We start from the raw sequence: 22,853 nt of genomic DNA on the forward strand, positions 1-22,853 counted from the left end.
AGGAATGGTTGCAACTCGCCAATCGCATCAACAACAACTTCCCGCTGATTTTTCAGCGCGACTTTCATTGCTTGCATTGTCAGATGAAAAAATGACTCGCCTTAAGCAAGCTCACGGTTTATGTCCTGCAGAGCCCGAAGCGGCAATGCTTAATAATGCGATTGAAATGGTCGAGATCCTCGCCGATCTAAACTTAGACGCCGAATCGTTAGCAACAGCTTACCTAACACCATATTTTTTGGCTGGCTTGATTGATGTTGACAAGGTCAAAATTGAGTTAGGCAACAATATTGCTATGTTGTTGGATGGTGTGGAGCAAATGGCAACCATCAGTACCTTAGCGCATCAAGGTAAAGGTCATGTGCAGATAGACAACATTCGTCGTATGCTACTTGCTATGGTTGAAGATGTTCGTGCTGTGGTGATTAAGTTGGCTGAGCAGATCTGCCATTTGCGAGCAGTAAAAGATGCCGATGAAGACGAGCGTGTTATTGCAGCCAAAGCCACTGCCAATATTTTTGCGCCACTTGCAAATAGGCTGGGAATTGGCCAGTTAAAGTGGGAGCTTGAAGATCTCTCTTTTCGTTACTTACACCCTGACACTTACAAAAAAATAGCCAAGCAATTGGCCGATAAACGCCTTGACCGTGAAGCATACATGGAGAACATGGTCAATTTGGTGAGCGAAAAACTCAGCGCAGCGGGCATTAATGCACAAGTATATGGTCGACCAAAGCACATTTATAGTATCTACAAAAAAATGTCGCAGAAAAATTATGAGTTTGATCAGCTATTTGATATTCGTGCAATGCGCATTGTTGTTGATGAAATTCAAGATTGTTATGCGGCACTAGGTATCGTGCATACCAGTTGGAAGCATTTACCAAAAGAGTTTGACGACTACGTTGCCACACCCAAGCAAAACGGTTATCAATCAATTCATACCGTGGTGTTTGGGCCTGAAGGTAAAACTGTCGAAATCCAAATTCGTACCGAAGAGATGCATCAGGATGCGGAACTCGGTGTTGCGGCGCATTGGATGTATAAAGAAGGAGCGCTACCAGGGCGAGGTTCTGGCTATGAGCAAAAAATAAGTTGGCTAAGAAAGCTACTGCAATGGCAAGAAGAAGTGGTTGATGGTAGCGATTTAGCGGATGAATTAAAAAATCAAGTGGTTGAAGATAGAGTCTATGTGTTTACCCCTAAGGGCGATATATTTGATTTACCATTAGGCGCAACGCCACTTGATTTTGCATATTATATTCATTCAAACGTGGGCCACCGCTGCATTGGCGCAAAAGTATTTGGCAAAATTGTGCCATTTACTTACAAACTTGCAACGGGCGATCAAGTTGAAATTTTAACGCAAAAGAACGCCTCACCTAGTCGCGACTGGTTAAACCCATCTTTAGGTTACATCCATTCTTCGCGCGCACGCAGTAAAATTCATCATTGGTTTAAGCAGCAAGATAGAGATAAAAACTTACAAGCAGGTAAAGAAATATTAGACACGCAACTTGCTAAGCTAGATTTAACCTATAAACAGCTTGAACCTGCCATTGAGCGTTTTAACTTCAAAAGCATCGACGACTTAATGGCGGCTATTGGCGCTGGAGATATTCGCCTTAACCAATTTCTAAACTTTGTCCAAGACAAGCCAGAAGAGCTGCCGAAACTGAAAATTGGTGCACCGCGTAAGCAAAAGGGTGACAAAAATGGCATTGTGGTTGATGGTGTTGGTAGTTTGATGAGTCATGTTGCTAAATGCTGCCAGCCTGTCCCTGGTGATGAAATTGTTGGTTATATCACACAAGGGCGAGGGATTGCTGTGCATCGAACAGACTGTGATGCATTTGCCCACATTTGCGAGCTTCACCCAGAGCGTGAAATTGCGGTGAGCTGGTCTGAGGAAATTCAAGCTGCGTATGCTATCACCGTGCGTATCGAGGCACACGATAGACAAGGTTTGATACGAGACATAAGTTCGGTACTGGCCAATGAAAAAGTGAATGTATTGAGCATGAATGTGCAAACTAATGATGAGCGCGCGGTTGCAATCTTTGAAATGAAAATAGAAGTGTCAGACCTATCAGCGATGAATCGGTTGTTAACCAAATTGCACCAGATTGAAGGTGTGTTCGAAGCCAAACGACAACACTAAGGTGAGCAATTACTTACATGAGTGAGCAACTTAACAAACTCCTGTCAATCATGGCAACGCTTAGAGACCCTGAAACGGGCTGTGATTGGGATAAGCAACAAACGTTTAAGTCTATAGTGCCTCATACGCTTGAAGAGGCATATGAGGTCGCTGATGCGATTGAAAAAGACGATATGACTGGTCTTAAAAGCGAATTGGGTGACTTATTGTTTCAGGTCGTTTTTTACGCTCAATTAGCAAAAGAGCAAGGGGCTTTTGATTTTAATGATGTGGTGGCAGAGTTAAACCAAAAATTAGTGCGTCGTCACCCCCATGTGTTTGAGCAACAAAAAAAGCTGACTGATGAGCAACTTGAAGCCCAGTGGCAAGCGATAAAAGCGCAGGAAAGAGCACAAAATAATACGTCACAAGCCGACCAAAAAGGGGTTTTGTGGAATGATATTCCTAATATGCTACCTGCGTTATCAAGAGCACAGAAAATTCAAAAACGTGCAGCTGCTTTAGGATTTGATTGGCCAGATTATCATGGCGCGCTCGATAAAGTAGTTGAAGAAGTTAAAGAGGTTAGCGAAGCCTTAGCAGAGGATCCAAATTCAGCACACAGTGCTGAAGAGCTGGGGGACTTGCTGTTCGCGACGGTGAATGTTGCTAGACACGCAAAACATGACCCTGAACAAGTATTGCGTTTAGCGTGTAATAAATTTGTGCGTCGCTTTGCAAAGGTAGATGACACTTTAAATCAGCAAGGTTTGAGTTTGGAAAGTGCGACACTTGAGCAGATGGATAATGCTTGGGAACAAGTTAAAAAACAACAAGGTTAGAAGATATCGCACTTGTTTGAGTGATTTTTATCTGGATTGATTTGCGCGGCTTTGCTATACTATCGCCCCGTCTTGATTCTTATTTAAATTCCATTTTTCCTGATATTCTAGGGTTCGCATGAGTACAAAATTTATCTTCGTAACGGGCGGAGTTGTTTCCTCCTTGGGTAAAGGTATTGCAGCTGCATCTTTAGCCGCTATTTTAGAAGCACGTGGCTTGAATGTAACTATTCTTAAGCTGGATCCTTATATCAATGTTGATCCGGGCACAATGAGCCCAATTCAACACGGTGAGGTGTTTGTAACTGAAGATGGCGCTGAAACAGACCTAGACTTAGGTCACTATGAGCGCTTTATTCGCACCAAAATGACTAGCCGTAATAACTTCACTCAAGGGCGCGTTTTTGAAGATGTGTTACGTCGTGAGCGTAAGGGTGAGTACCTAGGTGCTACCATTCAAGTTATCCCTCATATCACTAATGACATTAAACGCCGTGTTCTTGAAGGCGCTGAAGGCTATGATATTGCCATCGTTGAAGTAGGTGGCACTGTCGGTGATATCGAATCGCAGCCGTTTTTAGAAGCGCTGCGTCAGTTAGGCACCGTACTTGGTCGTGAGCATGCGTTATTCATGCACTTAACATTAGTGCCATTTCTTGGTACTGCTGGAGAGGTTAAAACTAAGCCAACACAGCACTCGGTTAAAGAGTTACGTTCAATAGGTATTCAGCCTGACATTCTTGTTTGTCGTTCTAGCTGCCGCTTACCTGCAAACGAGCGCGCAAAAATCGCTTTATTTACAAACGTAGAAGAAAGAGCCGTTATCTCACTACCAGATGTTGACAGTATTTACAAAATCCCTGCGCTGCTTAAGTCACAAGACTTAGATAATTTAGTGTGTCGTCGTTTCTACTTAGACGCACCCGAGGCTGACTTATCAGAGTGGGAACAAGTGTTGTATCAAGAGTCAAACCCAACGGGTGAAGTGACCATTGGTATGGTTGGCAAATACATCGAACTACCTGATGCGTACAAGTCTGTAAACGAAGCACTAAAACATGCGGGCCTCAAGAATCGTCTTACGGTAAACATTGAGTATGTTGATTCTCAAGATATCGAGAGCAAAGGCGTAGAGCGACTAGCACACTTAGACGCTATTTTGGTGCCAGGTGGGTTTGGTAACCGTGGCGTTGAAGGTAAAATTTTAGCCGCTAAGTATGCACGTGAGAATAAAGTGCCATACCTAGGTATCTGTTTAGGTATGCAAGTTGCGTTGATTGAATATGCGCGTAATGTAGCTGGCCTTGAAGGTGCAAACTCAACTGAGTTTGATGCAAAAACGGCACATCCAGTCGTAGGCCTTATCACTGAGTGGCTTGATGCAGAAGGAAATGTCGAAGTACGTGACGAAAAATCTGACTTAGGTGGTACGATGCGTTTAGGTGCACAGAAATGTCATCTGAAGAAAGGCTCTAAAGTACGTGACGTATACGGCAGTGATGAAATAGTTGAGCGTCACCGTCACCGCTATGAAGTGAATAACCACTATGTAGAGCGTTTGGAAAAAGCAGGCTTACAGTTTACAGGTTTATCGGAAGACAAAAAGCTGGTGGAGATCATTGAAAACAAAGATCACCCTTGGTTTATTGCCGCTCAGTTCCACCCTGAGTTTACCTCTACACCTCGTGATGGACACCCATTATTCGAAGGCTTTGTAGCGGCAGCTTACACTCACCAAAAAGCTGAATCATAAATGATTGAGAAAAGCCGTGCTTATGCGCGGCTTTTTTATAACAATAAGTAGTGCTTTGCATTTAGCGTTTAAATGAAAACCAGTGCTTATTTATAAGTATATAAACATTACACTCACCACTTTGGGAATAAGAGGAATCAAGATGTCAAAAATCGTAAAAGTGATTGGCCGTGAAGTTATGGACTCACGTGGTAACCCGACGGTTGAAGCAGATGTTCACTTAGCTTCAGGCGCATGGGGCCGTGCATGTGCACCATCGGGTGCATCAACGGGTACTCGTGAAGCATTAGAACTACGTGATGGTGACAAGTCTCGTTATTTAGGTAAAGGTGTACTTACCGCAGTTAACTATATCAATGTTGATATTGCACAAGCACTTGAAGGTAAAGATGCACTTGAGCAGCGCAACATTGACCAAATCATGATCGATTTAGATGGCACTGAGAACAAAGAAAAACTAGGTGCAAACGCAATTCTAGCTGTATCTCTTGCAACTGCTAAAGCAGCTGCACAAGAAAAAGGCGTGGCTCTATATGAGCATATTGCTGATATCAATGGTACTTCTGGCCAATACTCAATGCCTGTTCCTATGATGAATATCATCAACGGTGGTGAGCATGCTGATAACAACGTTGACATTCAAGAGTTCATGATCCAGCCAGTAGGCGCAAAGAGCTTCCGTGAAGCATTGCGCATGGGTGCTGAAATCTTCCACAGCTTGAAAAAAGTGTTAAATGCACGTGGCTTGAACACAGCTGTTGGTGATGAAGGTGGTTTTGCGCCAGATCTTAAGTCTAACGAAGAAGCACTCGAAGTTATCGCACTAGCAGTTTCGGATGCAGGTTATGAGCTAAACAAAGACATCACGCTAGCACTAGACTGTGCGGCATCTGAGTTCTACGTTGATGGTAAATATGACCTCAAAGGTGAAGGCAAAGCATTTGATTCTGCAGGTTTTGCTGACTTCCTAGCGGACCTTGCTAACCGTTACCCTATCGTTTCAATTGAAGATGGTTTAGATGAAAGTGATTGGGCTGGCTGGAAAGTGCTAACTGATAAGATTGGCGATAAAGTACAGCTTGTGGGTGACGATTTATTCGTAACAAACACGAAAATCTTAAAGCGCGGTATCGATGAAAACATTGGTAACTCGATCTTAATCAAATTCAACCAAATCGGTTCTCTGTCTGAAACTTTAGATGCGATTAAGATGGCGCAAGATGCAGGCTTCACAGCTGTTATTTCTCACCGTTCGGGTGAAACTGAAGATGCGACAATTGCAGATTTAGCTGTTGGTACAGCGGCAGGTCAAATTAAGACAGGTTCTCTATGTCGTTCAGACCGTGTTGCTAAATACAACCAACTTCTTCGTATCGAAGAAGCGCTAGGTGAAAAAGCAGTTTATAAAGGTCGTTCAGAGATCAAAGGTCAGTAATAATAAACGGACAGTTTGAATCGATAGAAATACCGCTGTGTTAGTACATAGCGGTATTCTTTTGTCTAATGGTTTATGTTATTACTAAGCGCTGAATTCTTGCAGTAAAATACTATGTGTAAAACTGGTTTTTAAATAAAAGCCCCTTGGTAGCGTCTTAATCAGTTTGCCGTTTGGGCCGATGGCATCGGTCGTCACTCGGCTATTGGCGGCTTTGGGGCGGATTTGCATCACCTGGCCAAGGTGCCCTGAAATTTCATCAACGCGGCCAAGAGCGATGAGTTCAATTTGTTCTTCCCAATCTCTTTTCAATAAAGCTTCTTGTTGAGCATTAGGTTGCCACAAAAAACCGCAACCGATAGTACGTTCGACTGGCTGAATATCTCGCTCAGCAAGGACAGGTAGCCATAAGACGTGATTAAGTTTTTTCTTAACGGTGCTGTTTTCCCATTTTGCACCAGTTAAATTGGTCAGAGGAACAACCGATACGTACGTTGTTTCGAGCGGTTTACCCTGATAATCAATTGGCAGTGACTTGAGTTCAATACCCAAATGTTCAAAGTCGGGCACCGGTTTTGACCCTGCGCTTGCTCCAAGCACACACTCAAGTAACTGACCGGGCCAACCCTTTTCACGCAACAAATGCTCTGGGCTTTTAAATTGGTAGCGCTGAGCGAGTTCACCTAAAGTTAACCCTGCAATACTTTCAACTCGTTGCATCAGCTCTGAGATAGACTTAGGAGGGAGTGGTTTATTCATAGCACAACTGTTTTACAAGATGACAATGCTTCTATTGTAACGAAAGTGAACTCAAGAAAGAAATGACTTGAATTCAAATGGTTGAATTTTGCACGACTTTGTATTTGTTTAAATAATCCCCGCATGTATATCCAGTGTTATTTTGTATCATAATGAAAAGTATAAGATTTTTTTGTTGTCATTAGTGTGAGGCACCTGTTAAAACTTACAGGCTTTGGATAAATACAACAATATAAACATAATTATCCACAGTTTCTGTGGAGAAAGTACTGTATAAATAAGTTAATTGTGGATTTGTTTGTAATTTAATCGTAGTTATAAAATTTTATGCACAAGCTGTGTGTAACTTGCGTAAAAGCAGGAATAATATTTGCTGTGGCTTAGAAGTTGTGGAACAATCATTAAAAATCGACTTATAAAAGAGGCACTAAGGTGATTGATGCCGAAGGTTTTCGTGCCAATGTCGGAATTGTGATCTGTAATAATCAAGGTCAGGTATTTTGGGCTCGGCGTTTTGGACAACATTCTTGGCAGTTCCCGCAAGGTGGCGTTGATGAAGGTGAGACTCCTGAACAAACCATGTATCGAGAGCTACATGAAGAAGTTGGGCTAAAGCCCGAAGATGTAGAGATAGTCGCAAGCTCTAAACACTGGCTGCGCTATAAGTTACCAAAGCGCTTGATCAGAAGAGATTCCAGTCCGGTGTGTATTGGCCAAAAACAGAAATGGTTTTTACTAAAACTCAGATGTAAAGATGAGGATGTGGATTTACTTCATACTCACCATCCTGAGTTTGATGATTGGCGATGGGTGAGTTACTGGTATCCGGTGCGTCAAGTGGTATCTTTTAAAAGGGACGTGTATAGGCGAGTAATGAAAGAGTTTGCGCCATTTGCTATGCCTTTTAATCGAAAAGAGCCTCAAGCAAAAGAAACAGCTAATTGGCGGCATCGCCGGTAAAGGAGTGGATAGTGTTAGCAACGTTGCGGTCAATTGTTGAGTCGGTTTCACAACAAGCAAATCTTGAAGATGCACTGACTCAATTTGTGACTTTGGTCAAACAGGCCATGAATACAGAATGTTGCTCCATTTATTTTGCCGATTATAGCCAAGATAACTTTGTACTTATGGCCAGTGATGGCTTAAATCCAGATGCCATAGGTCACTTTAGAATCGGTTTTACCGAGGGGTTGGTTGGGCTAGTTGCCCAACGAGAAGAACCCATTAACATTGCACATGCGCAGTCTCACCCGCGTTTTAAGTTATCTCCCGAAGTCAACGAAGAAGGCTACAATGCGTTCTTGTCTGTGCCCGTAGTACATCAGCGCAAAGTATTGGGCGTTATCGTTGTACAACAAAAAATGGCACGCGTGTTTAGCCATGATGAAGAATCATTTTTAATTACTTTGTCGGCCCAATTGGCATCACAGCTCGCCCACGCTGAAATTCAAAGTGTATTAACACAAGAGGCAAGTACCCATCGCACGTCGGTATTAAAAGGCGTCTCTGGAGCGCCAGGCATAGCCATAGGGAGTGCCTTTGTGGTGCTTCCTAAATTAGGCTTTGAAAGCATTGAATCGCAAAAGTCTGAGCATGTAGAGCAGCAAAGGCAATTGTTTTTGCAGGCTGTTGCAGCAACGCGCCAAGAGTTTCATATTTTAGCGAATACCCTCAGTGATAATATCCCCAAAGAAGCACTGGCGGTGTTTGAGGTATACCAACAGCTACTTGATGCACAAAGTTTAGGCCAGCAAGTTGATGCTCAGTTAAAGCTGGGTTGGAACGCTAAAAGTGCTTTAAAGCATGTTATTGAGAGTCTTGTTATTCAATTTGACGCAATGAAGGACCCTTATATCAAGGAGCGTGCAGTTGATGTGAAAGACATTGGCTTGCGGGTATTACACCACTTAGTCAGTACAGAGCATGCGACAAAATCATACCCAGATAACACCATTTTAGTAACACACACACTTACACCTACGATGTTAGCTGAAGTTCCCAAAGATAAGCTCAAAGGGTTGGTAAGTGTGCAGGGAGCTGCAAACTCTCATGCATCAATTTTAACCCGTGCAATGGGGATCCCTGCAATCTGGGGTATAGAAGATATTCCGCTATTACAGCTTGAAGGCAAAGAGGTTATTTTGGACGGCTATGCGGGTCGAGTCTATATTTCTCCGTCAGCTGCGCTTAGACACGAATATGAGCAAATGCGCAGGCAAGAAAGCTTGTTGCATGATAAGTTCGAAGCTGAGCATGCATTACCGCCTGTTACTTTAGATGGCGAACGTATCAGTTTACTGTTAAATGCAGGCCTAGATTTAAGTACGGAATCTCTCACCGCAAAATATTGTGATGGCGTAGGCCTTTATCGTACCGAAGCATGGTTTATGCAAAAAGGGCGGTTTCCATCGCAAAGTGAGCAAGAGCAATGGTATCGAGAAGTATTAACTCGCTATCACCCAGAACCTGTGGTCATGCGAACTTTAGACATCGGTGGTGATAAAGTTTTAGATTACTTTGATATAAAAGAAGAAAACCCATTTTTAGGTTGGCGTGGTATTCGCGTATCTTTAGATCATCCAGAACTTTTCTTAGACCAACTTAAAGCGATGATCAAAGCCAATACCGGATTGGGTAATTTGCGTATTATGTTGCCTATGGTTAGTCATACCGAAGAGGTAGATGAAGCGTTGGCTTTACTTGAACAAGCTTACTTTGAACTACAGGAGGAGTGGGCTGACCAGTTTCTGTTAATTGATAAACCAGAGGTTGGGGTTATGTTAGAAGTACCCTCGAGTGTTTTTTTGTTGCCTGAGTGGTCAAAAAAAGTCGACTTTTGCTCTGTTGGTAGCAACGACTTAACCCAATATCTTTTAGCCGTTGATAGAAATAATGCTCAGGTAGCAGATTTATTTGACCCATATCATCCCAGTGTACTTCGAGTACTTAACAGCATTGCAAAAAGCTGCCAAGATTTTGAACTGCCGTTTAGTTTATGTGGCGAGTTAGGTGGGGAGCCTGAGGGGGCCATTTTGCTGATTGCTATGGGCTATCGCAGGCTCAGTATGAATATATCCTCATTAAGTAAAGTAAAATGGGTACTTAGGCGATTAAATGTCAGTGATATGGAAATATTGCTGCGAGAATGTTTGGCGCAATCATCGGCAAAACAAATCCATCGTTTACTACGAAACTTTATGATCGAACATAATTTCAGCGAACTGTTCTATCAATCCAACTAACCTGAACTACAAAGATGCACCGTAGCACATTATGCGTTACCATTACGCGCTTAAAATAATAAGAGATATTGATTTATGAGCGACGCCATCTTGCTGATAGTCAGTTGTGCATTACTTGGAAGCGTTGTTGGGTTTTTAGCAGGATTGCTAGGCATAGGTGGTGGTCTGGTTATAGTACCGATTTTATCCACTATTTTGAGATATTTTGATATTGTGCCAGAGTCACAAATCGTATTAGTAGCCATTGCCACTTCTTTAGCATCGATATTATTTACTTCAACCTCATCTGCTTTAGCGCACCACAGAAACGGTAATGTGCCGTGGAACATCGCGCCATTTATAATGGGTGGGGTTGCTATTGGTGCATTAGTCAGTGGTTTTCTAGCGGCATTGTTACCCGAGCCAATTATCAGAGGTATTTTTGCGGTCAGCGTCGTACTGATAGCGACAAGAATGCTATATAGTAGCTCTAAAAAGACGGTGTCTCAACGCGCGTTGCCAAGTGGACCAATTCTTTCTTTGATAACAACGCTAATGGGTGGCTTATCAGCAATGATAGGTATTGGAGGTGGTGCGTTAATAGTACCATTGCTGAGCTACTTTTCGTTAGATATCAGAAAAGCAATTGGCTGTGCGTCTGCCAGTGGCATTGTCATCGCCTTGTTTGGTTCATTAGGTTATATTACCTCCGGCATTGCCCATTATACCTTTGCACAAGGGTTTGCAGGATTTATTTATTTGCCGGCATTGTTTGGTATTGTGTTAACTTCTTGGTTTATGGCACCAATCGGGGCGAGGTCGACTCAATTTTTACCAGTTTCAACAATAAAGAAAATTTTCGCGGCGTTGCTCTTTGTCATCGCCACTCATATGATAATTAGTTAAGGGAAAGCGATGGCTTTGCAATTTCCACAGATTGACCCAGTAATTTTTTCTATCGGGCCATTAAGCGTGCGTTGGTACGGCGTGATGTATCTAATTGGTTTTTTGTTTGCAATGTGGATGGCAAATAGGCAAGCAGAAAAACCTAATTCTAATTGGACTAAGGAGCAAGTAAGTGACTTGCTTTTTTATAGCATGTTGGGTGTGATACTTGGCGGCAGAATCGGTTATGTTTTGTTTTATCAATTCTCTTATTTTGTAGAAAACCCCATGTACTTATTTAGAATTGACCAAGGTGGTATGTCTTTCCACGGAGGTGCATTGGGTGTGATCACTGCGATAGTGGTATTTGCCCTGCGTAGTAAAAAATCGATTGTATCGGTGGGAGACTTCGTGGTGCCACTGGTACCCGTAGGTTTGATGGCAGGTCGAATCGGCAACTTTATAAATGGTGAGCTATGGGGTCGAACGACCGATGTGCCTTGGGCATTTGTTTTTCCTACGGGCGGACCATTACCTAGACATCCATCACAACTTTACGAGGCTTTTTTTGAGGGTCTAGTTCTTTTTGTGATGTTAGTTCTGTTTGCTAAAAAACCAAGGCCTGCAGGCAGTATTTCAGGGTTATTTTTGCTCGGGTACGGTGTTTTTCGTTTTGCGATTGAATATTTCAGAGAGCCAGATGCACACATCGGTTTGTATGGCGGCATAATTTCTCAAGGGCAAATTTTGTCTTTACCTATGGTAATAGCGGGCGCTGCTCTGATGATCTGGGCATACAACACACAGCCTGTTTTAGAACAAATTAAAAGTAAGTAAGATTGCCGTTATGAAACAATATTTAGATTTAATGCGCTATGTAAAAGAGCATGGCACCAAAAAAGAAGACCGAACAGGCACAGGAACACTGAGCGTATTTGGTTACCAAATGCGTTTTAACCTACAAGAAGGATTCCCCTTGGTGACCACTAAAAAGTGCCACCTACGTTCCATTATTCATGAACTGTTGTGGTTTCTTAAAGGTGAGACCAATATTGCTTATCTTAAAGAAAATGGTGTAAAAATTTGGGACGAGTGGGCAACTGACGACGGTGAGTTAGGGCCTGTATATGGTAAACAATGGCGCTCTTGGACTGGAGAAAACGGCGTTGTAGTCGACCAGATTAAAGAGTTGATTGAACAGATCAAAACCAACCCAGACTCGCGTCGTTTAATTGTCAGTGCTTGGAACCCTGCTTTGCTCCCTGACACGCAGTACTCCCCAAAAGAAAATGCAGCAATGGGAAAACAAGCGCTACCACCTTGCCATACTTTGTTTCAGTTTTATGTTTTAGATGGCAAGTTATCGTGTCAGCTTTATCAACGAAGTGGCGATATTTTCTTAGGTGTGCCATTTAATATTGCCAGTTATGCGTTGTTAACGATGATGGTTGCGCAAGTATGTGATTTAGAACCTGGTGACTTTATCCATACATTTGGCGATGCACACTTGTATTTGAACCATCTAGAGCAGGTAGATGAACAATTATCGCGTACGCCGTTTGCTAAACCAACAATGACGATAAACCCTGATGTAAAGGATATTTTTTCTTTTACTTATGAAGACTTTAAGCTTGAGGGATATCAAGCACATCCACATATTAAAGCACCCGTGGCCATTTAGGAGATAAAATGAAAGCCGTGATTCCAGTTGCCGGTTTAGGCACTCGTATGTTGCCTGCAACAAAAGCTATTCCAAAAGAAATGTTACCCATCGTTGATAAACCGCTTATCCAGTACGTGGTGAACGAGGCAGTTGCGGCCGGTGTAAAGGAAATAGTATTGGTTACTCATTCAAGTAAAAACTCGATTGAAAACCACTTTGATACCAGTTTTGAACTGGAAGCAACCCTAGAAAAACGTGTTAAGCGTCAGCTCCTCGAAGAGGTACAATCTATTTGTCCAAAAGATGTAACCATCATTCATGTGCGTCAAGGTGAAGCAAAGGGGCTCGGGCATGCCATTAACTGTGCAGGCCCAATTATTGGTGATGCGCCTTTTGTTGTTATGTTACCCGATGTACTTATTGATGAAGTGGCTAGCGACTTATCAAAAGATAACTTAGCGCAAATGATCCAGCGATTTAAAGAGCATGGACAGAGCCAGATCATGGTAGAGCCAGTTGCACATGAAGACGTTGATAAGTTTGGTATTGCAGATATTGGTGACGTAAAGCTTAAACCAGGTGAAAGTGCAGATCTGAATACCTTGGTTGAGAAACCAGCAGTTGATGAAGCACCTTCAGATTTAGCTGTTGTTGGGCGCTATGTGCTTAGTAAAGAAATTTGGCCGTTACTTGCGAAAACGCCGTTAGGTGCGGGTGGAGAAATTCAGCTCACTGATGCAATAGCAATGTTGATGGAACAAGAAAAAGTACAAGCTTATGCAATAAAAGGCAAAAGCCATGACTGCGGTAGCAAGCTTGGATATCTGCAAGCCAATGTTGAGTACGCACTAAGAAGAGCTGAATTTTCAGAGCCTTTAAAGGCCCACATAAAATCTCTTCTTTAAGGAATTTACAGCAATAAAATTATAAAAAAGTGCCTTCTATGGCACTTTTTTTGCTACAAGTCGTAAAGGAGTCGAGTCGATTGACGGAAATGAGTGCGATGTTAGCGAAAAATATGATTGTTCTTTTCTTTGTTGTTTTAATGCCTGCGTGTGCTTTATTAGGTGAAACCCCTCACAACACACAACAGCCAATATATCGCTCAGACTTAGAGCCTTATATATCTCAATGGGAAGAGAACAAGCAAAGTATGGAGAGGTTAAAAGAAATGGAGCAGGACCTCACCTTGCTTTTACAGTTGGTGGCGTCACAAGCAGATCTGGAAGCTCCCCCAGAGCAACTGCGTAGTGATGTACAAAGAGTCACTCACAAAGCTCAGCCGCAACAAACTGTACTGGATATGCAAAACCAAGTCTTTGTTAAACTTCGTACATTTTTGCAAAAGGCACCTGCCGAGCGTTATCTCAAAAGCTTTACCAATCAGTACCCACAGTTGAGCGCGGTGATGTCTTATAAAGTCGTGCCCCAAAGTAAAAATCATAGTGATTTTTATGTTGTTTTAGCAGGGCCTTTTAAGACGGATGATGATGCCACTAAGGTTTGCTTTGTTATGCACCAACTTAATGAAGCGTGTCAGCTGTTCAATCAATAATTTAGTATGATCCTGATATTTACTAAAAGTGAGTGTAGAAAAGTCAGGCAACTATAGCAGTTTTGGTCAATTCGAAGTGTGGTTTACCCCTCAAAACAGTGATACACCTCAACGGATTGCAGTACAACCACACACTAGCATCTATGCTGAACTACAAAATGCGACGGTTGAGTTGAGGGCGATTGACGGGTTCAAGTTCAACCAAAAAGGGTCAATTAAGGTGAACTATATTGGTCAGCAGGAGTATGCAGATCATACCTTTGCTCAATATTCGGTTCCATTTAGCCTTTGAGTTAGGTAGCAAACGTGCGAGTAAACTTAAAGGGATTGTTACTTGCAGCTTGTGCATTTGTATCTAGTGTTAAAGCTGCCAACGACTATGCTGCCATTTTAGAGGTATTGAAAAGACTCGATGATAAACTGGTTGAGTCTCAGCTAGCCCCATCGCTACAAAGTACATCTCACAGTATTCCTGAAGGTGAGATGTTATTTTTATCTCTTTATTTAGACAGTAACTACTTAGGCGAAGTCATTGCAATAAAAAGCAAATCTGGTGCTTGGCTGGAGCTGAATGGCTTTTTTGACAGTCTTGATTTCGCTATCCAACGCAGTGCACGTGGATATGAAGGTTGGTTCATTGATGCGGATAACAAATTTACCTTTGATGAGAATTCCCTAACCGCAAAGATAGCAGAGCAAACTGTAACAATAAAAGCGCAAGAGTTATATAAAGATCAAGATGATATCTATATAGATATGGCTGTTTTAGCCGCTTGGTTTGATCTTGACTTATCAGCTGATTATGGTGCGCAAGATGTTACGGTGAGTTCTAAACATGTTCTTCCAATAGAAGCAAAGCTTGACCGCGCAAGGCGCTCTAAAAAGCAGTTAGTTGCCAATAAATACGCTACCAAACCATGGAAGGCTAGTCCTTATCGATTGCTATCCTCGCCGTTGATGGATGTGCAGTTAGGCTATCAAAAGAGTGACCTTCGAGAAGGTGTGAATTACTCCGTATTAGGTGCTCACGACTTTGCGTACATGCGCAGCGAATATTTCTTTTCAGGGCAACAAGGGAATTTGCTTAATCAATCTCGACTCACCTTTAGTAGAGATGATGAACAAGCACAGCTATTTGGCGCGCTACAAGCCTCTGAGTTTAAAATCGGTGATGTGATTGCAACACGAGTAGGGGGACTTCATCAGAATCAGCTCGCAAGGGGAATAAAACTATCTAACGCACCACTGGATACATTGCTTGACCAAAATCGTATTTCAATCACAGGAGAAGTACAAAATGGTTGGGACGTAGAGTTATATCAAAATGGTGTACTGGTTGAGCAAAAATTTGATAGTAGTGATGGCCGCTATTTGTTTGAAAATATTAATTTGCTTGTTGGCTTAAATGAATTTGAAATTATTTTGTATGGACCACAAGGTCAGGTTGAAAAACGCACGCAGCAATATTTCATAGACGGTAGTGCGCTCGAGTCGGGGCAGGGAGTATATGAGGTTTCTATTACTCAACAAGGGCATAGAGTGTTTGATGATAAGCAGTATCAAATAGGTTCATTGGGCTGGTTACTGTCAACGCGTTATGAACAAGGGCTATCAGACACTCTGTCGCTCTACGGTGCAACTTCAGTGCGAGAAGGGATAGCTGAGGGCCCTAAAAACACTATATCGGTTGGCAGTAATATGACCTTAGCGAATAGATTCTTGGTTAACGTCAGCTACGAGCGAGATGATTTTTCGCAATCTAGGTTAGAGCTTGTGACACGCGCCAAGCTATTGCACCAAGCCATGCGCTTACATTATAAACGCTTAACAAAAAGCACTTCCGCGAACTTTGTTGATAAAAATACCACTACTCAAGCTAACTTAGGCTTGGAGCTTTCCGGCAACATTACGTCCCGTGACTATGGAAGGCTAAATTATCGAAATACGCTTTCTTATACTCAACAGCAAAACCAAACAAGCACAAAAACCTTTACCAATTCGCTTAACTATATGTTCGATAGATACGCGTTGGGTAATCAACTTAGCTGGAATCAGTTGTCAGATGGTAGACACACAAGCTTAGGTAGTGCTCAGATGCAGGCAAGGTTTGGGAAGGTGTATAGCCGCTTATCTGTGAATTATACGCTTAAGCCAGAAAGAGACATAACAAGTTACTCAGCCGAATTTTACACAAATTTATTGGCTGACCTTCAAGCGCAGTTCACCTACACAAGCTCACTAGATAACGACTTAGATACCACTAAGTTAACCTTGGGTTGGCAAACAGATGACTTCAGTGTGAATACTTCAATGTCTTACAATAGTGATGATCATTGGCAGCTTGGGTTCTTTGGGCGTTTTAGTATTGGATACAATGTTATGGACAATAGTTATTTTACGTCTCGACGTAGTTTAACGCAAAGTGGCAGTACTCTTGTTCGCGTATTCTTGGATCATAACAACAATGGCCGACTCGATGAGGGAGAGGCGTTGGTCGAAAATTTAAGAGTTAAAGCGGTTCAAGCGCACCGCCATGGCTTGACTAATACTCAAGGGATCGCTGAATTGACAGGCATGCTGGCAAATAGAAAAACAGATATTGAGCTTGATGAGCAAAGTATCAATGACCCATTTTTCGTTCCCAGAGATGCTGGTGTATCAATTACCCCCCGAGCTGGCTTTGTGGAGTATGTTGACTTTCCTTTAGTGAATGCCAGTGAGGTAGAAGGTAGTCTCTATGCTCAAAGAGGCAAAGTTTTGCCGTATACCAAAGTGAATCTGCTAGATGCAGACGGTAAACTGGTAGCACAGACAGAATCTGCATTTGATGGATATTATTTATTCACTGGCTTAAAGCCAGGGCAATATGTGGCGCAAGTTGAGGAAAAGCAGCTGGAACAAAAAAACCTTAAAGTTACACAAGAGGTAATGGTGGAGTTGCCAAACGAGGGAAGCGTATTATCTGGTGTTGATCTGTCTTTAAAAGAGAAAGATAAATTTAATGGCTCATTTGCCAGCCTTGGCGAGTTTTCATCCTTATCAATATTAAAAACATACTTTGTTTTGATCAATAAGCGTTTAAAGAGTATGCCAGGATATAGCCCTTTTTATTTTAAAGAATCGAATAGTGATAAATACATACTGGCTGCGAGTTACTCTGCGCAGCCCTCTAAAGTCGTCAACACGGTGTGTGAATTAGTAAAGCAACGAGAGCTTAAGTGTGAAGTAAAACAAGCGCTTATAAGATACTGATTAAAATGGAATAGAAAATGTATAAATATCGTTTTTTAAAAAGCAATGGGTGTTAACTTTGGCTACGCTTGTTATGCTAAATGGCTGCGCTACCACTAAGTCACACAATGAAGATGTAGCAACTATTACTAAGTCAGAACTTGAGCAATTACAACAAGCTGCACAGCAGTGGCAAGAAGCAAAAGGGGGGGTAGAGAGGCTGCTGAAAATAGAAAAAGATCTCAGCTTACTGATCGCCCAATTAGATGGATTAGTTAAACGCCAAGTAGCGCAAGAGTCTGAGCAAAATAGGTATGCTTACAGTGACACCAAAGTAATGGAAAGTTCAACAAAGCAGCAATCATCAGAAAAGAAGGAAGGTATTAATTTGCCTGTACTGCCTTCTCAGTCGAGCAGTTTGCAGCTAGCGCCGATTGAGAAAAATACTGTTACTTCAACAGATTTAAGCGCAAAAACACCAACCTTAAAATATGCGCTACAGCTAAGCTCGGTTACGCAAAAAAGCCGACTTGATAACTTGATCCCAGATCTCAAAGCCAAGTTACCAAAAACCTTAGGTCAAAATTTAAACATTGAAACCGCTCAGGTCAATAACGTAACATTTTATCGTTTAAAAGCGGGTGGGTATGCAGATAAACAACAAGCTTTAGATACATGTACAAACCTTAAGGCTAAATCTATTAACTGCATAGTTAGTTTTTTTGATGAGCAATCAGCAAAAACTCGGCTCTAGATAGTATTTAGGTATACTTTTTGCATTTAACTAACCAGAATTCTTTGTTTAGGTTAGATGATAATGCGTTTAGTCCTATTATTGTTATGTGTTGGCCTAGTTGGCTGTCAAAACGTTGAAGACGTGAGAAAGCGACACCCCCTTTATGTAACACCCGAAAAAACAATGGCACCTTATACCGTGCATCAATATGTGAGCGACTTGAGCATTCAGTTAAGCAACATTACTGGTGTGCGTAAACGCAATGCGCGTATAGCTGTAATGAGTTTTTTTAAAGCGGATGGCCTAGGTGAAACTCTTGCAGATCAACAAGCTTCCGGGCTTAGCCAGCAGATCCAAGAAAGCCTGCTGACACAATTTACGCAGCTAGGCTATCACACTGTAGAGCACCGCCTAGAGAACGAACTAACATTACTAGATACCGCTGACAGCATGCTGAGTCGTCGTATTGACAACCTACGTGAGCGCCAGAATATTGACTTTGTGATTGCCGGCAGTCTGACCCAACAGCAGCATGCTTACATAGTCAATGCTCGACTGATAGATATGCGAACTGGACGTGTTGTGTCGGCAGCGACAACAGAAATTCCAGTGAATGTAATGTGGTCGGATGAAAAAGTACTGCAACGCGATGGGTTGCTTTACCGCACAGAATATTAATGAGGAACATACAATGAAGAATTATTTGTATATTTTGCTTTTACCATTGAGTGTTGGCTGTGCAAATATGTTGGACAGTTTGAGTGCTAAGAGCCAACAAGTTGGAGGTAGCAGCGCACAACGCGATGTGATGGCTCCTAATACGTCTAAAGATGCGTTTCAGTCACGTAATGCAGTGCCAAACATTATGAGTCAAAGAGCCAGTATCAGTCGTAAGAACATAAATCATTATGTACGAGGGATAATGCAAGACTTGGTTGAGAATCTGCAGTACGTTAACGCAAAAACACCTCTAGCTGTATCAAGTTTTGTGTATCTTGATGATGATTATGCTCAAGCGACATTATTAGGCAATCAGTTATCAGAAAGCTTCATGCATGAACTGCATAAGTTTGGTGTGTCTGTGGTTGATTTCAAGACGACAGATTACATGCGGGTAACGCCGCAGGGAGACTTTGTATTTAGCCGAGATTACTTAGAGCTAAATGAAACTCAAAACTTTGAGTATGTGCTAGCAGGCACCTTAGTTAATCACCAAGGTGGTGTATTGGTTAACGCCCGTATTGTAGGTATTAATAGCAAAGCGGTTGTTGGCTCTGCGCAGGGGTTTATACCTCAGTCGGTAGTGGATGCTCTCGGCAATAGTTACCGAACAGACGGCATTTTAATGAAAAAGGCTAGTAATTGAGGTGTAACATGAAGCAGCAATATTATTTATTGGCGATGACACTCACAGTGCTCAGTGGTTGCCAGTTAATGAGTGTTAATCAGGTCGCAGTGATAGAGCCTAAGGCACCAACTAGTCAAATTGATGTTCTTTACGATGAAGCTCAGCGTCAAAAACAAGATGATGAACTGGGTAATGTGCAGTACTCCCGTCATTACAGTCCGATCGTACACAATTTGCAGTTAGCTAATTATGTTGAACAAATGGCGCTTGAACTTGTTGATACAATGAACTCTGATCAGGATATCAATATTGCTGTTACGTCTTTTGTCGACTTTGATAACACGCTGCGCACAACTAATCAGCTGGGTAATCAAATTGCGGAAACATTTATCCATCAATTACAAAAGTTCGGCTATGGTGTTGTTGACTTTAAAACAACCAACTCGGTGTCAGTTACCCAAAAAGGTGATTTGTCTTTTTCCAGAGATGTGAAAGCGCTGACCAACAAAAGAGTTGCAAGCCATGTGCTATCGGGAACTATGATATACCGAAGCTCAGGGGTAGAGGTTAATGCAAGAGTGACAGATATCGACTCTAAACAGGTCGTAGCGAGTACTCGTAAGCTAGTTCCTAGCTATGTTTTGCATAGCGACGATCTTGCATTGTCTGACGTTAGGTAATGCTCAAGTTGCTGACTTTTATAAAAAAGTCTTGAAATGAAACGGGGCGAAAGGCTATACTCAAAACGCCTTTGGCCCCTTAGTTAAATGGATATAACAGTCCCCTCCTAAGGGATAGTTACAGGTTCGATTCCTGTAGGGGCCGCCAGATACTCCAAAACTCTCCACCTATACCAATCTGCAAATCAGAGTCAGTTCTAGAAATGGCAAGTGCTATTTAGTAGTCGCTTTATACTGTCCTTTTCGATATGGAGATATGACGATGACAAACGACTTTATTATCAAACCTTTAAACCTTGACTTATCTTTACACTCGGCATCGCAAGAGCACGAAGAGAATTGGATAACAGCGGATGCGAACTTTGGCTACCCATGCAGAGTGTCCCTTCGCGAGGCTAAAGTGGGGGAAAGGGTATTATTGACTCACTATTGGCACCATAACGTAAGCTCTCCCTATCGTGCATCAGGGCCAATCTTCATTATTGAAGATGCAAAGCCTGCAAACTTGGGGATAAACGAAATTCCTGAGGTGCTAGATACTCGGCTGATATCTTTACGAGCATATAGCAATAATGGCTATATGCTTAGCGCCACTGCAGCACAAGGCGCCTCTGTAAGGAAGGCGCTATCAGAGTTATTTAACCACACAGAAGTTGAGTATGTTCAGCTGCACAATGCTAACGCTGGTTGCTTTAGCTGTGAGGCGAGAAGAGCTTGATTGAGTATTATAAAGCTCAATTACGGCAGACTTAAGTCTGTCGTAATCGAGCGATGAGTGTTTTGCGTTACTCATCCAGTGCAAAGTTATTTTCATTTTTAATTTTTATCTGAACAATATCATTGAGTTGGATATTGCTTAAAGGGCGTGTATTTAGGTTAACAGCGGTAGCACTTTGCATATTAACATTGATCACTTTTACTTGCTCTATGGTTTGCACCGTAGAGTTTACTACCGAGCCCCGACTGGTAATAATATTGCTTTGGTGCATTATTGAAAGGGTGGTGCCTGGCTCTAATCCATGCACTCTACCAAGATTGATAACAATTTGCTCGGCGTCTAGATAAAGAATCTTCCCTTTTGTAGGAATACAGGATACTGCGGTATTCAAATCTTGACTTACTTTGTTGAACACCTCTTGGATCTCTTGTCCATAATGAGAGTTCCAGAATCGGTCACTGTAAACATCAACCAGCTTTGTTTTTTCAAACGGCCATACACCTTGGGTAGCATAATGTTGTTGCCATACTTTTTCATAGGTCATGGCATCATAAAGCGCAAAATCTATTTTGAAGCTACGTGCATATTCATCGCTTTGCCAAAATGCATAGTCATTGTTGAGTTTATCAATGTCCGCAATGTCAGTGATCTGACTGAGTAAAACATATTGGCTATTGCTGTTCATCGCAATGGTTTCTATGAGTGCATGGTTATAATCAAATTGCTGAGAAAAGTACTCTTTAACGTTGATTGCACTATTAAGGTAGGGGATGGGCTTAACGGCGTTAGTGCGTTCATTTAGTGTGTTAAACAAGCGCTGAGAGGCAGCTTTTGCTATGTCAAATATTTGACCTAAGCGGGCTTGGTGAGGTTGTATTAGTTGGCTCTGTGTAATAGCGATTTGCTTATTAAACTGCTGCTCTAGGCATTGACCTTTGGTAGCGTAAATATCAAGATGCAGGGTGACACTATACTGATCGCCTTCTTTACTTTCACTTACCATATTAACTTGTTGTATTTCACCATGAGATTTAATTTTAATCTCATCTTGGCTGAGAATCCCATCTGCAACACTTTGCACGCTACTCACCGTCGCACCAGAAAATATAAGCGCCTGAGTTATAGCGTCTTTTACAGCTGCTTGTCTGGCTTGCGCGACATCTCGACCTTGTGTACTTGCGTAGCCTACAACCTCGTACCACTCTGCTTTTACAACAGTACTCACGCATATGAGTATCAGTAAAGTGATCGCCTTAATCATAATTAGCACCTTAAAAAATATCATACCTATTTAGAAGCAAGTCATGTACCACAATTTATGGCAAGAAATGTGCATGAAAAACGCTAGTAATTTTTTGAGGTGAACAATCATGAATATCAACAGGCAGATCAAAATCACAAGCCTTGTAAGTATAGCATTGCTTTTGGGCTCTTTGACTGGATGCAGCAGCATATTTGATAAGCACATTGAATACGAATATGTTTTACCGGATAGCTATCCCGTTTTAAAGGCTATTGGTTATGCGCCTCTGAGTGCTCAGCCTGGCACAAACAAAGCCCAGAAAATGCTCATGGCGCTGAAGGTCTCAAAGCTAGAAGCATATAGAGAGTTAACCGAGCAAGTTTATGGCCAGAACATATCATCGAGTATGACGGTCAAAGGTGCTATTGCTAAAAATGATGGCCTACAAAGCCAAGTAAATGGTGTAATACGAGGTGCAAAGGTTGTGAAAAGCTATACTGCAGGTGATACCTATGTAACTGAATTGGAGCTAGATATGAAGCGTGTTCATGACCTCTATATTACCCAAGCAAAACCTAGAAAGATTAAGCGGGTTACATATTACTAATAATTTACAAAATACTGGAATTCACTGCTCTGTCTTA

General features: G+C 42.0%; 21 protein-coding genes and 1 tRNA gene. 20 read left to right on the forward strand and 2 right to left on the reverse strand.

The window, feature by feature from the left end; translation table 11 throughout:
• The first annotated feature begins 4 nt into the window (after positions 1–4).
• The 4 genes from relA (at position 5) to eno (ending at position 6,170) form a co-directional block, all read left to right on the forward strand.
• On the forward strand, positions 5–2,161 hold the full coding sequence (gene relA, locus HC733_RS11760) for a GTP diphosphokinase (protein WP_190365238.1): 2,157 nt from the start codon (positions 5–7) through the stop codon (positions 2,159–2,161).
• Positions 2,162–2,178: 17 nt separating this feature from the next.
• Positions 2,179–2,982 carry a nucleoside triphosphate pyrophosphohydrolase gene (mazG, locus tag HC733_RS11765; RefSeq protein ID WP_190365239.1) on the forward strand — a complete coding sequence of 268 codons (804 nt, stop codon included), beginning with the start codon at positions 2,179–2,181 and terminating at the stop codon, positions 2,980–2,982.
• Between the two features lie 118 nt (positions 2,983–3,100).
• A complete protein-coding gene (locus tag HC733_RS11770; protein ID WP_190365240.1) occupies positions 3,101–4,735 on the forward strand; it encodes a CTP synthase in 1,635 nt (544 codons plus the stop codon).
• 142 nt (positions 4,736–4,877) lie between these two features.
• Positions 4,878–6,170, forward strand: a complete 1,293-nt coding sequence (gene eno, locus HC733_RS11775; RefSeq protein WP_190365241.1) for a phosphopyruvate hydratase — start codon at positions 4,878–4,880, stop codon at positions 6,168–6,170.
• 84 nt (positions 6,171–6,254) lie between these two features.
• Here eno and mutH read toward each other — a convergent pair whose 3' ends face one another.
• Positions 6,255–6,929, reverse strand: coding sequence for a DNA mismatch repair endonuclease MutH (gene mutH / locus HC733_RS11780; RefSeq protein ID WP_190365242.1), 675 nt, complete (start codon positions 6,927–6,929; stop codon positions 6,255–6,257).
• 432 nt (positions 6,930–7,361) lie between these two features.
• On the opposite strand from mutH, the gene rppH reads away from it, so the two are divergent.
• The 15 genes from rppH to HC733_RS11855 all read left to right on the forward strand — a co-directional run bounded on the left by rppH (position 7,362) and on the right by HC733_RS11855 (position 20,966).
• Positions 7,362–7,889 carry an RNA pyrophosphohydrolase gene (gene rppH, locus HC733_RS11785; protein ID WP_152085433.1) on the forward strand — a complete coding sequence of 176 codons (528 nt, stop codon included), beginning with the start codon at positions 7,362–7,364 and terminating at the stop codon, positions 7,887–7,889.
• Positions 7,890–7,900: 11 nt separating this feature from the next.
• Positions 7,901–10,171, forward strand: a complete 2,271-nt coding sequence (gene ptsP / locus HC733_RS11790; protein WP_190365243.1) for a phosphoenolpyruvate--protein phosphotransferase — start codon at positions 7,901–7,903, stop codon at positions 10,169–10,171.
• Between the two features lie 75 nt (positions 10,172–10,246).
• The gene (locus HC733_RS11795) at positions 10,247–11,056 is read left to right on the forward strand and encodes a sulfite exporter TauE/SafE family protein (RefSeq protein WP_190365244.1); all 810 of its coding nucleotides are present in this window, start codon (positions 10,247–10,249) and stop codon (positions 11,054–11,056) included.
• A gap of 9 nt (positions 11,057–11,065) precedes the next feature.
• Entirely contained in the window at positions 11,066–11,872 is an 807-nt protein-coding gene (lgt, locus tag HC733_RS11800) for a prolipoprotein diacylglyceryl transferase (RefSeq protein WP_190365245.1), read from the forward strand.
• A 10-nt stretch (positions 11,873–11,882) separates the two neighbouring features.
• On the forward strand, positions 11,883–12,716 hold the full coding sequence (locus HC733_RS11805; protein WP_190365246.1) for a thymidylate synthase: 834 nt from the start codon (positions 11,883–11,885) through the stop codon (positions 12,714–12,716).
• 8 nt (positions 12,717–12,724) lie between these two features.
• Positions 12,725–13,603 (forward strand): UTP--glucose-1-phosphate uridylyltransferase GalU, encoded by an 879-nt coding sequence (gene galU, locus HC733_RS11810; RefSeq protein ID WP_190365247.1) that lies wholly within the window; start codon positions 12,725–12,727, stop codon positions 13,601–13,603.
• Positions 13,604–13,641: 38 nt separating this feature from the next.
• The gene (locus HC733_RS11815) at positions 13,642–14,253 is read left to right on the forward strand and encodes an SPOR domain-containing protein (RefSeq protein ID WP_190365248.1); all 612 of its coding nucleotides are present in this window, start codon (positions 13,642–13,644) and stop codon (positions 14,251–14,253) included.
• A gap of 28 nt (positions 14,254–14,281) precedes the next feature.
• Positions 14,282–14,545, forward strand: coding sequence for a hypothetical protein (locus HC733_RS11820; protein ID WP_190365249.1), 264 nt, complete (start codon positions 14,282–14,284; stop codon positions 14,543–14,545).
• Between the two features lie 14 nt (positions 14,546–14,559).
• Complete coding sequence (locus HC733_RS11825) at positions 14,560–17,505, forward strand: hypothetical protein (RefSeq protein ID WP_190365250.1); 2,946 nt, start codon at positions 14,560–14,562, stop codon at positions 17,503–17,505.
• Between the two features lie 58 nt (positions 17,506–17,563).
• A complete protein-coding gene (locus HC733_RS11830; RefSeq protein WP_190365251.1) occupies positions 17,564–18,238 on the forward strand; it encodes an SPOR domain-containing protein in 675 nt (224 codons plus the stop codon).
• A gap of 63 nt (positions 18,239–18,301) precedes the next feature.
• Positions 18,302–18,898, forward strand: a complete 597-nt coding sequence (locus tag HC733_RS11835) for a FlgO family outer membrane protein (protein WP_190365252.1) — start codon at positions 18,302–18,304, stop codon at positions 18,896–18,898.
• 13 nt (positions 18,899–18,911) lie between these two features.
• Complete coding sequence (locus HC733_RS11840; protein WP_190365253.1) at positions 18,912–19,586, forward strand: FlgO family outer membrane protein; 675 nt, start codon at positions 18,912–18,914, stop codon at positions 19,584–19,586.
• An 8-nt stretch (positions 19,587–19,594) separates the two neighbouring features.
• Positions 19,595–20,248 (forward strand): FlgO family outer membrane protein, encoded by a 654-nt coding sequence (locus tag HC733_RS11845; RefSeq protein WP_190365254.1) that lies wholly within the window; start codon positions 19,595–19,597, stop codon positions 20,246–20,248.
• A gap of 73 nt (positions 20,249–20,321) precedes the next feature.
• Positions 20,322–20,396 (forward strand) — tRNA-Arg (locus tag HC733_RS11850).
• Between the two features lie 114 nt (positions 20,397–20,510).
• Positions 20,511–20,966, forward strand: a complete 456-nt coding sequence (locus HC733_RS11855; protein ID WP_190365255.1) for a DUF1203 domain-containing protein — start codon at positions 20,511–20,513, stop codon at positions 20,964–20,966.
• 67 nt (positions 20,967–21,033) lie between these two features.
• Here HC733_RS11855 and HC733_RS11860 read toward each other — a convergent pair whose 3' ends face one another.
• Entirely contained in the window at positions 21,034–22,227 is a 1,194-nt protein-coding gene (locus tag HC733_RS11860) for a flagellar assembly protein T N-terminal domain-containing protein (RefSeq protein WP_190365256.1), read from the reverse strand.
• A 109-nt stretch (positions 22,228–22,336) separates the two neighbouring features.
• On the opposite strand from HC733_RS11860, the gene HC733_RS11865 reads away from it, so the two are divergent.
• The gene (locus HC733_RS11865) at positions 22,337–22,816 is read left to right on the forward strand and encodes an LPP20 family lipoprotein (protein ID WP_190365257.1); all 480 of its coding nucleotides are present in this window, start codon (positions 22,337–22,339) and stop codon (positions 22,814–22,816) included.
• Positions 22,817–22,853 lie beyond the last annotated feature (37 nt).

The sequence above is a fragment of the Pseudoalteromonas sp. S16_S37 genome, assembly GCF_014694405.1.
Taxonomy (GTDB): Bacteria; Pseudomonadota; Gammaproteobacteria; order Enterobacterales; family Alteromonadaceae; genus Pseudoalteromonas.

Excerpts from the sequence above, each read along its gene's own strand:
- HC733_RS11840 (WP_190365253.1), top strand. The coding sequence starts at position 18,912 with ATGAAGAATTATTTGTATATTTTGCTTTTACCATTGAGTGTTGGCTGT.
- HC733_RS11835 (WP_190365252.1), top strand. The coding sequence starts at position 18,302 with ATGCGTTTAGTCCTATTATTGTTATGTGTTGGCCTAGTTGGCTGTCAA.
- HC733_RS11860 (WP_190365256.1), bottom strand. The coding sequence starts at position 22,227 with ATGATTAAGGCGATCACTTTACTGATACTCATATGCGTGAGTACTGTT.
- HC733_RS11865 (WP_190365257.1), top strand. The coding sequence starts at position 22,337 with ATGAATATCAACAGGCAGATCAAAATCACAAGCCTTGTAAGTATAGCA.
- HC733_RS11815 (WP_190365248.1), top strand. The coding sequence starts at position 13,642 with ATGGCACTTTTTTTGCTACAAGTCGTAAAGGAGTCGAGTCGATTGACG.
- HC733_RS11770 (WP_190365240.1), top strand. The coding sequence starts at position 3,101 with ATGAGTACAAAATTTATCTTCGTAACGGGCGGAGTTGTTTCCTCCTTG.
- mazG (WP_190365239.1), top strand. The coding sequence starts at position 2,179 with ATGAGTGAGCAACTTAACAAACTCCTGTCAATCATGGCAACGCTTAGA.
- HC733_RS11795 (WP_190365244.1), top strand. The coding sequence starts at position 10,247 with ATGAGCGACGCCATCTTGCTGATAGTCAGTTGTGCATTACTTGGAAGC.
- galU (WP_190365247.1), top strand. The coding sequence starts at position 12,725 with ATGAAAGCCGTGATTCCAGTTGCCGGTTTAGGCACTCGTATGTTGCCT.
- HC733_RS11845 (WP_190365254.1), top strand. The coding sequence starts at position 19,595 with ATGAAGCAGCAATATTATTTATTGGCGATGACACTCACAGTGCTCAGT.
- mutH (WP_190365242.1), bottom strand. The coding sequence starts at position 6,929 with ATGAATAAACCACTCCCTCCTAAGTCTATCTCAGAGCTGATGCAACGA.
- relA (WP_190365238.1), top strand. The coding sequence starts at position 5 with ATGGTTGCAACTCGCCAATCGCATCAACAACAACTTCCCGCTGATTTT.
- lgt (WP_190365245.1), top strand. The coding sequence starts at position 11,066 with ATGGCTTTGCAATTTCCACAGATTGACCCAGTAATTTTTTCTATCGGG.
- eno (WP_190365241.1), top strand. The coding sequence starts at position 4,878 with ATGTCAAAAATCGTAAAAGTGATTGGCCGTGAAGTTATGGACTCACGT.
- HC733_RS11805 (WP_190365246.1), top strand. The coding sequence starts at position 11,883 with ATGAAACAATATTTAGATTTAATGCGCTATGTAAAAGAGCATGGCACC.
- HC733_RS11855 (WP_190365255.1), top strand. The coding sequence starts at position 20,511 with ATGACAAACGACTTTATTATCAAACCTTTAAACCTTGACTTATCTTTA.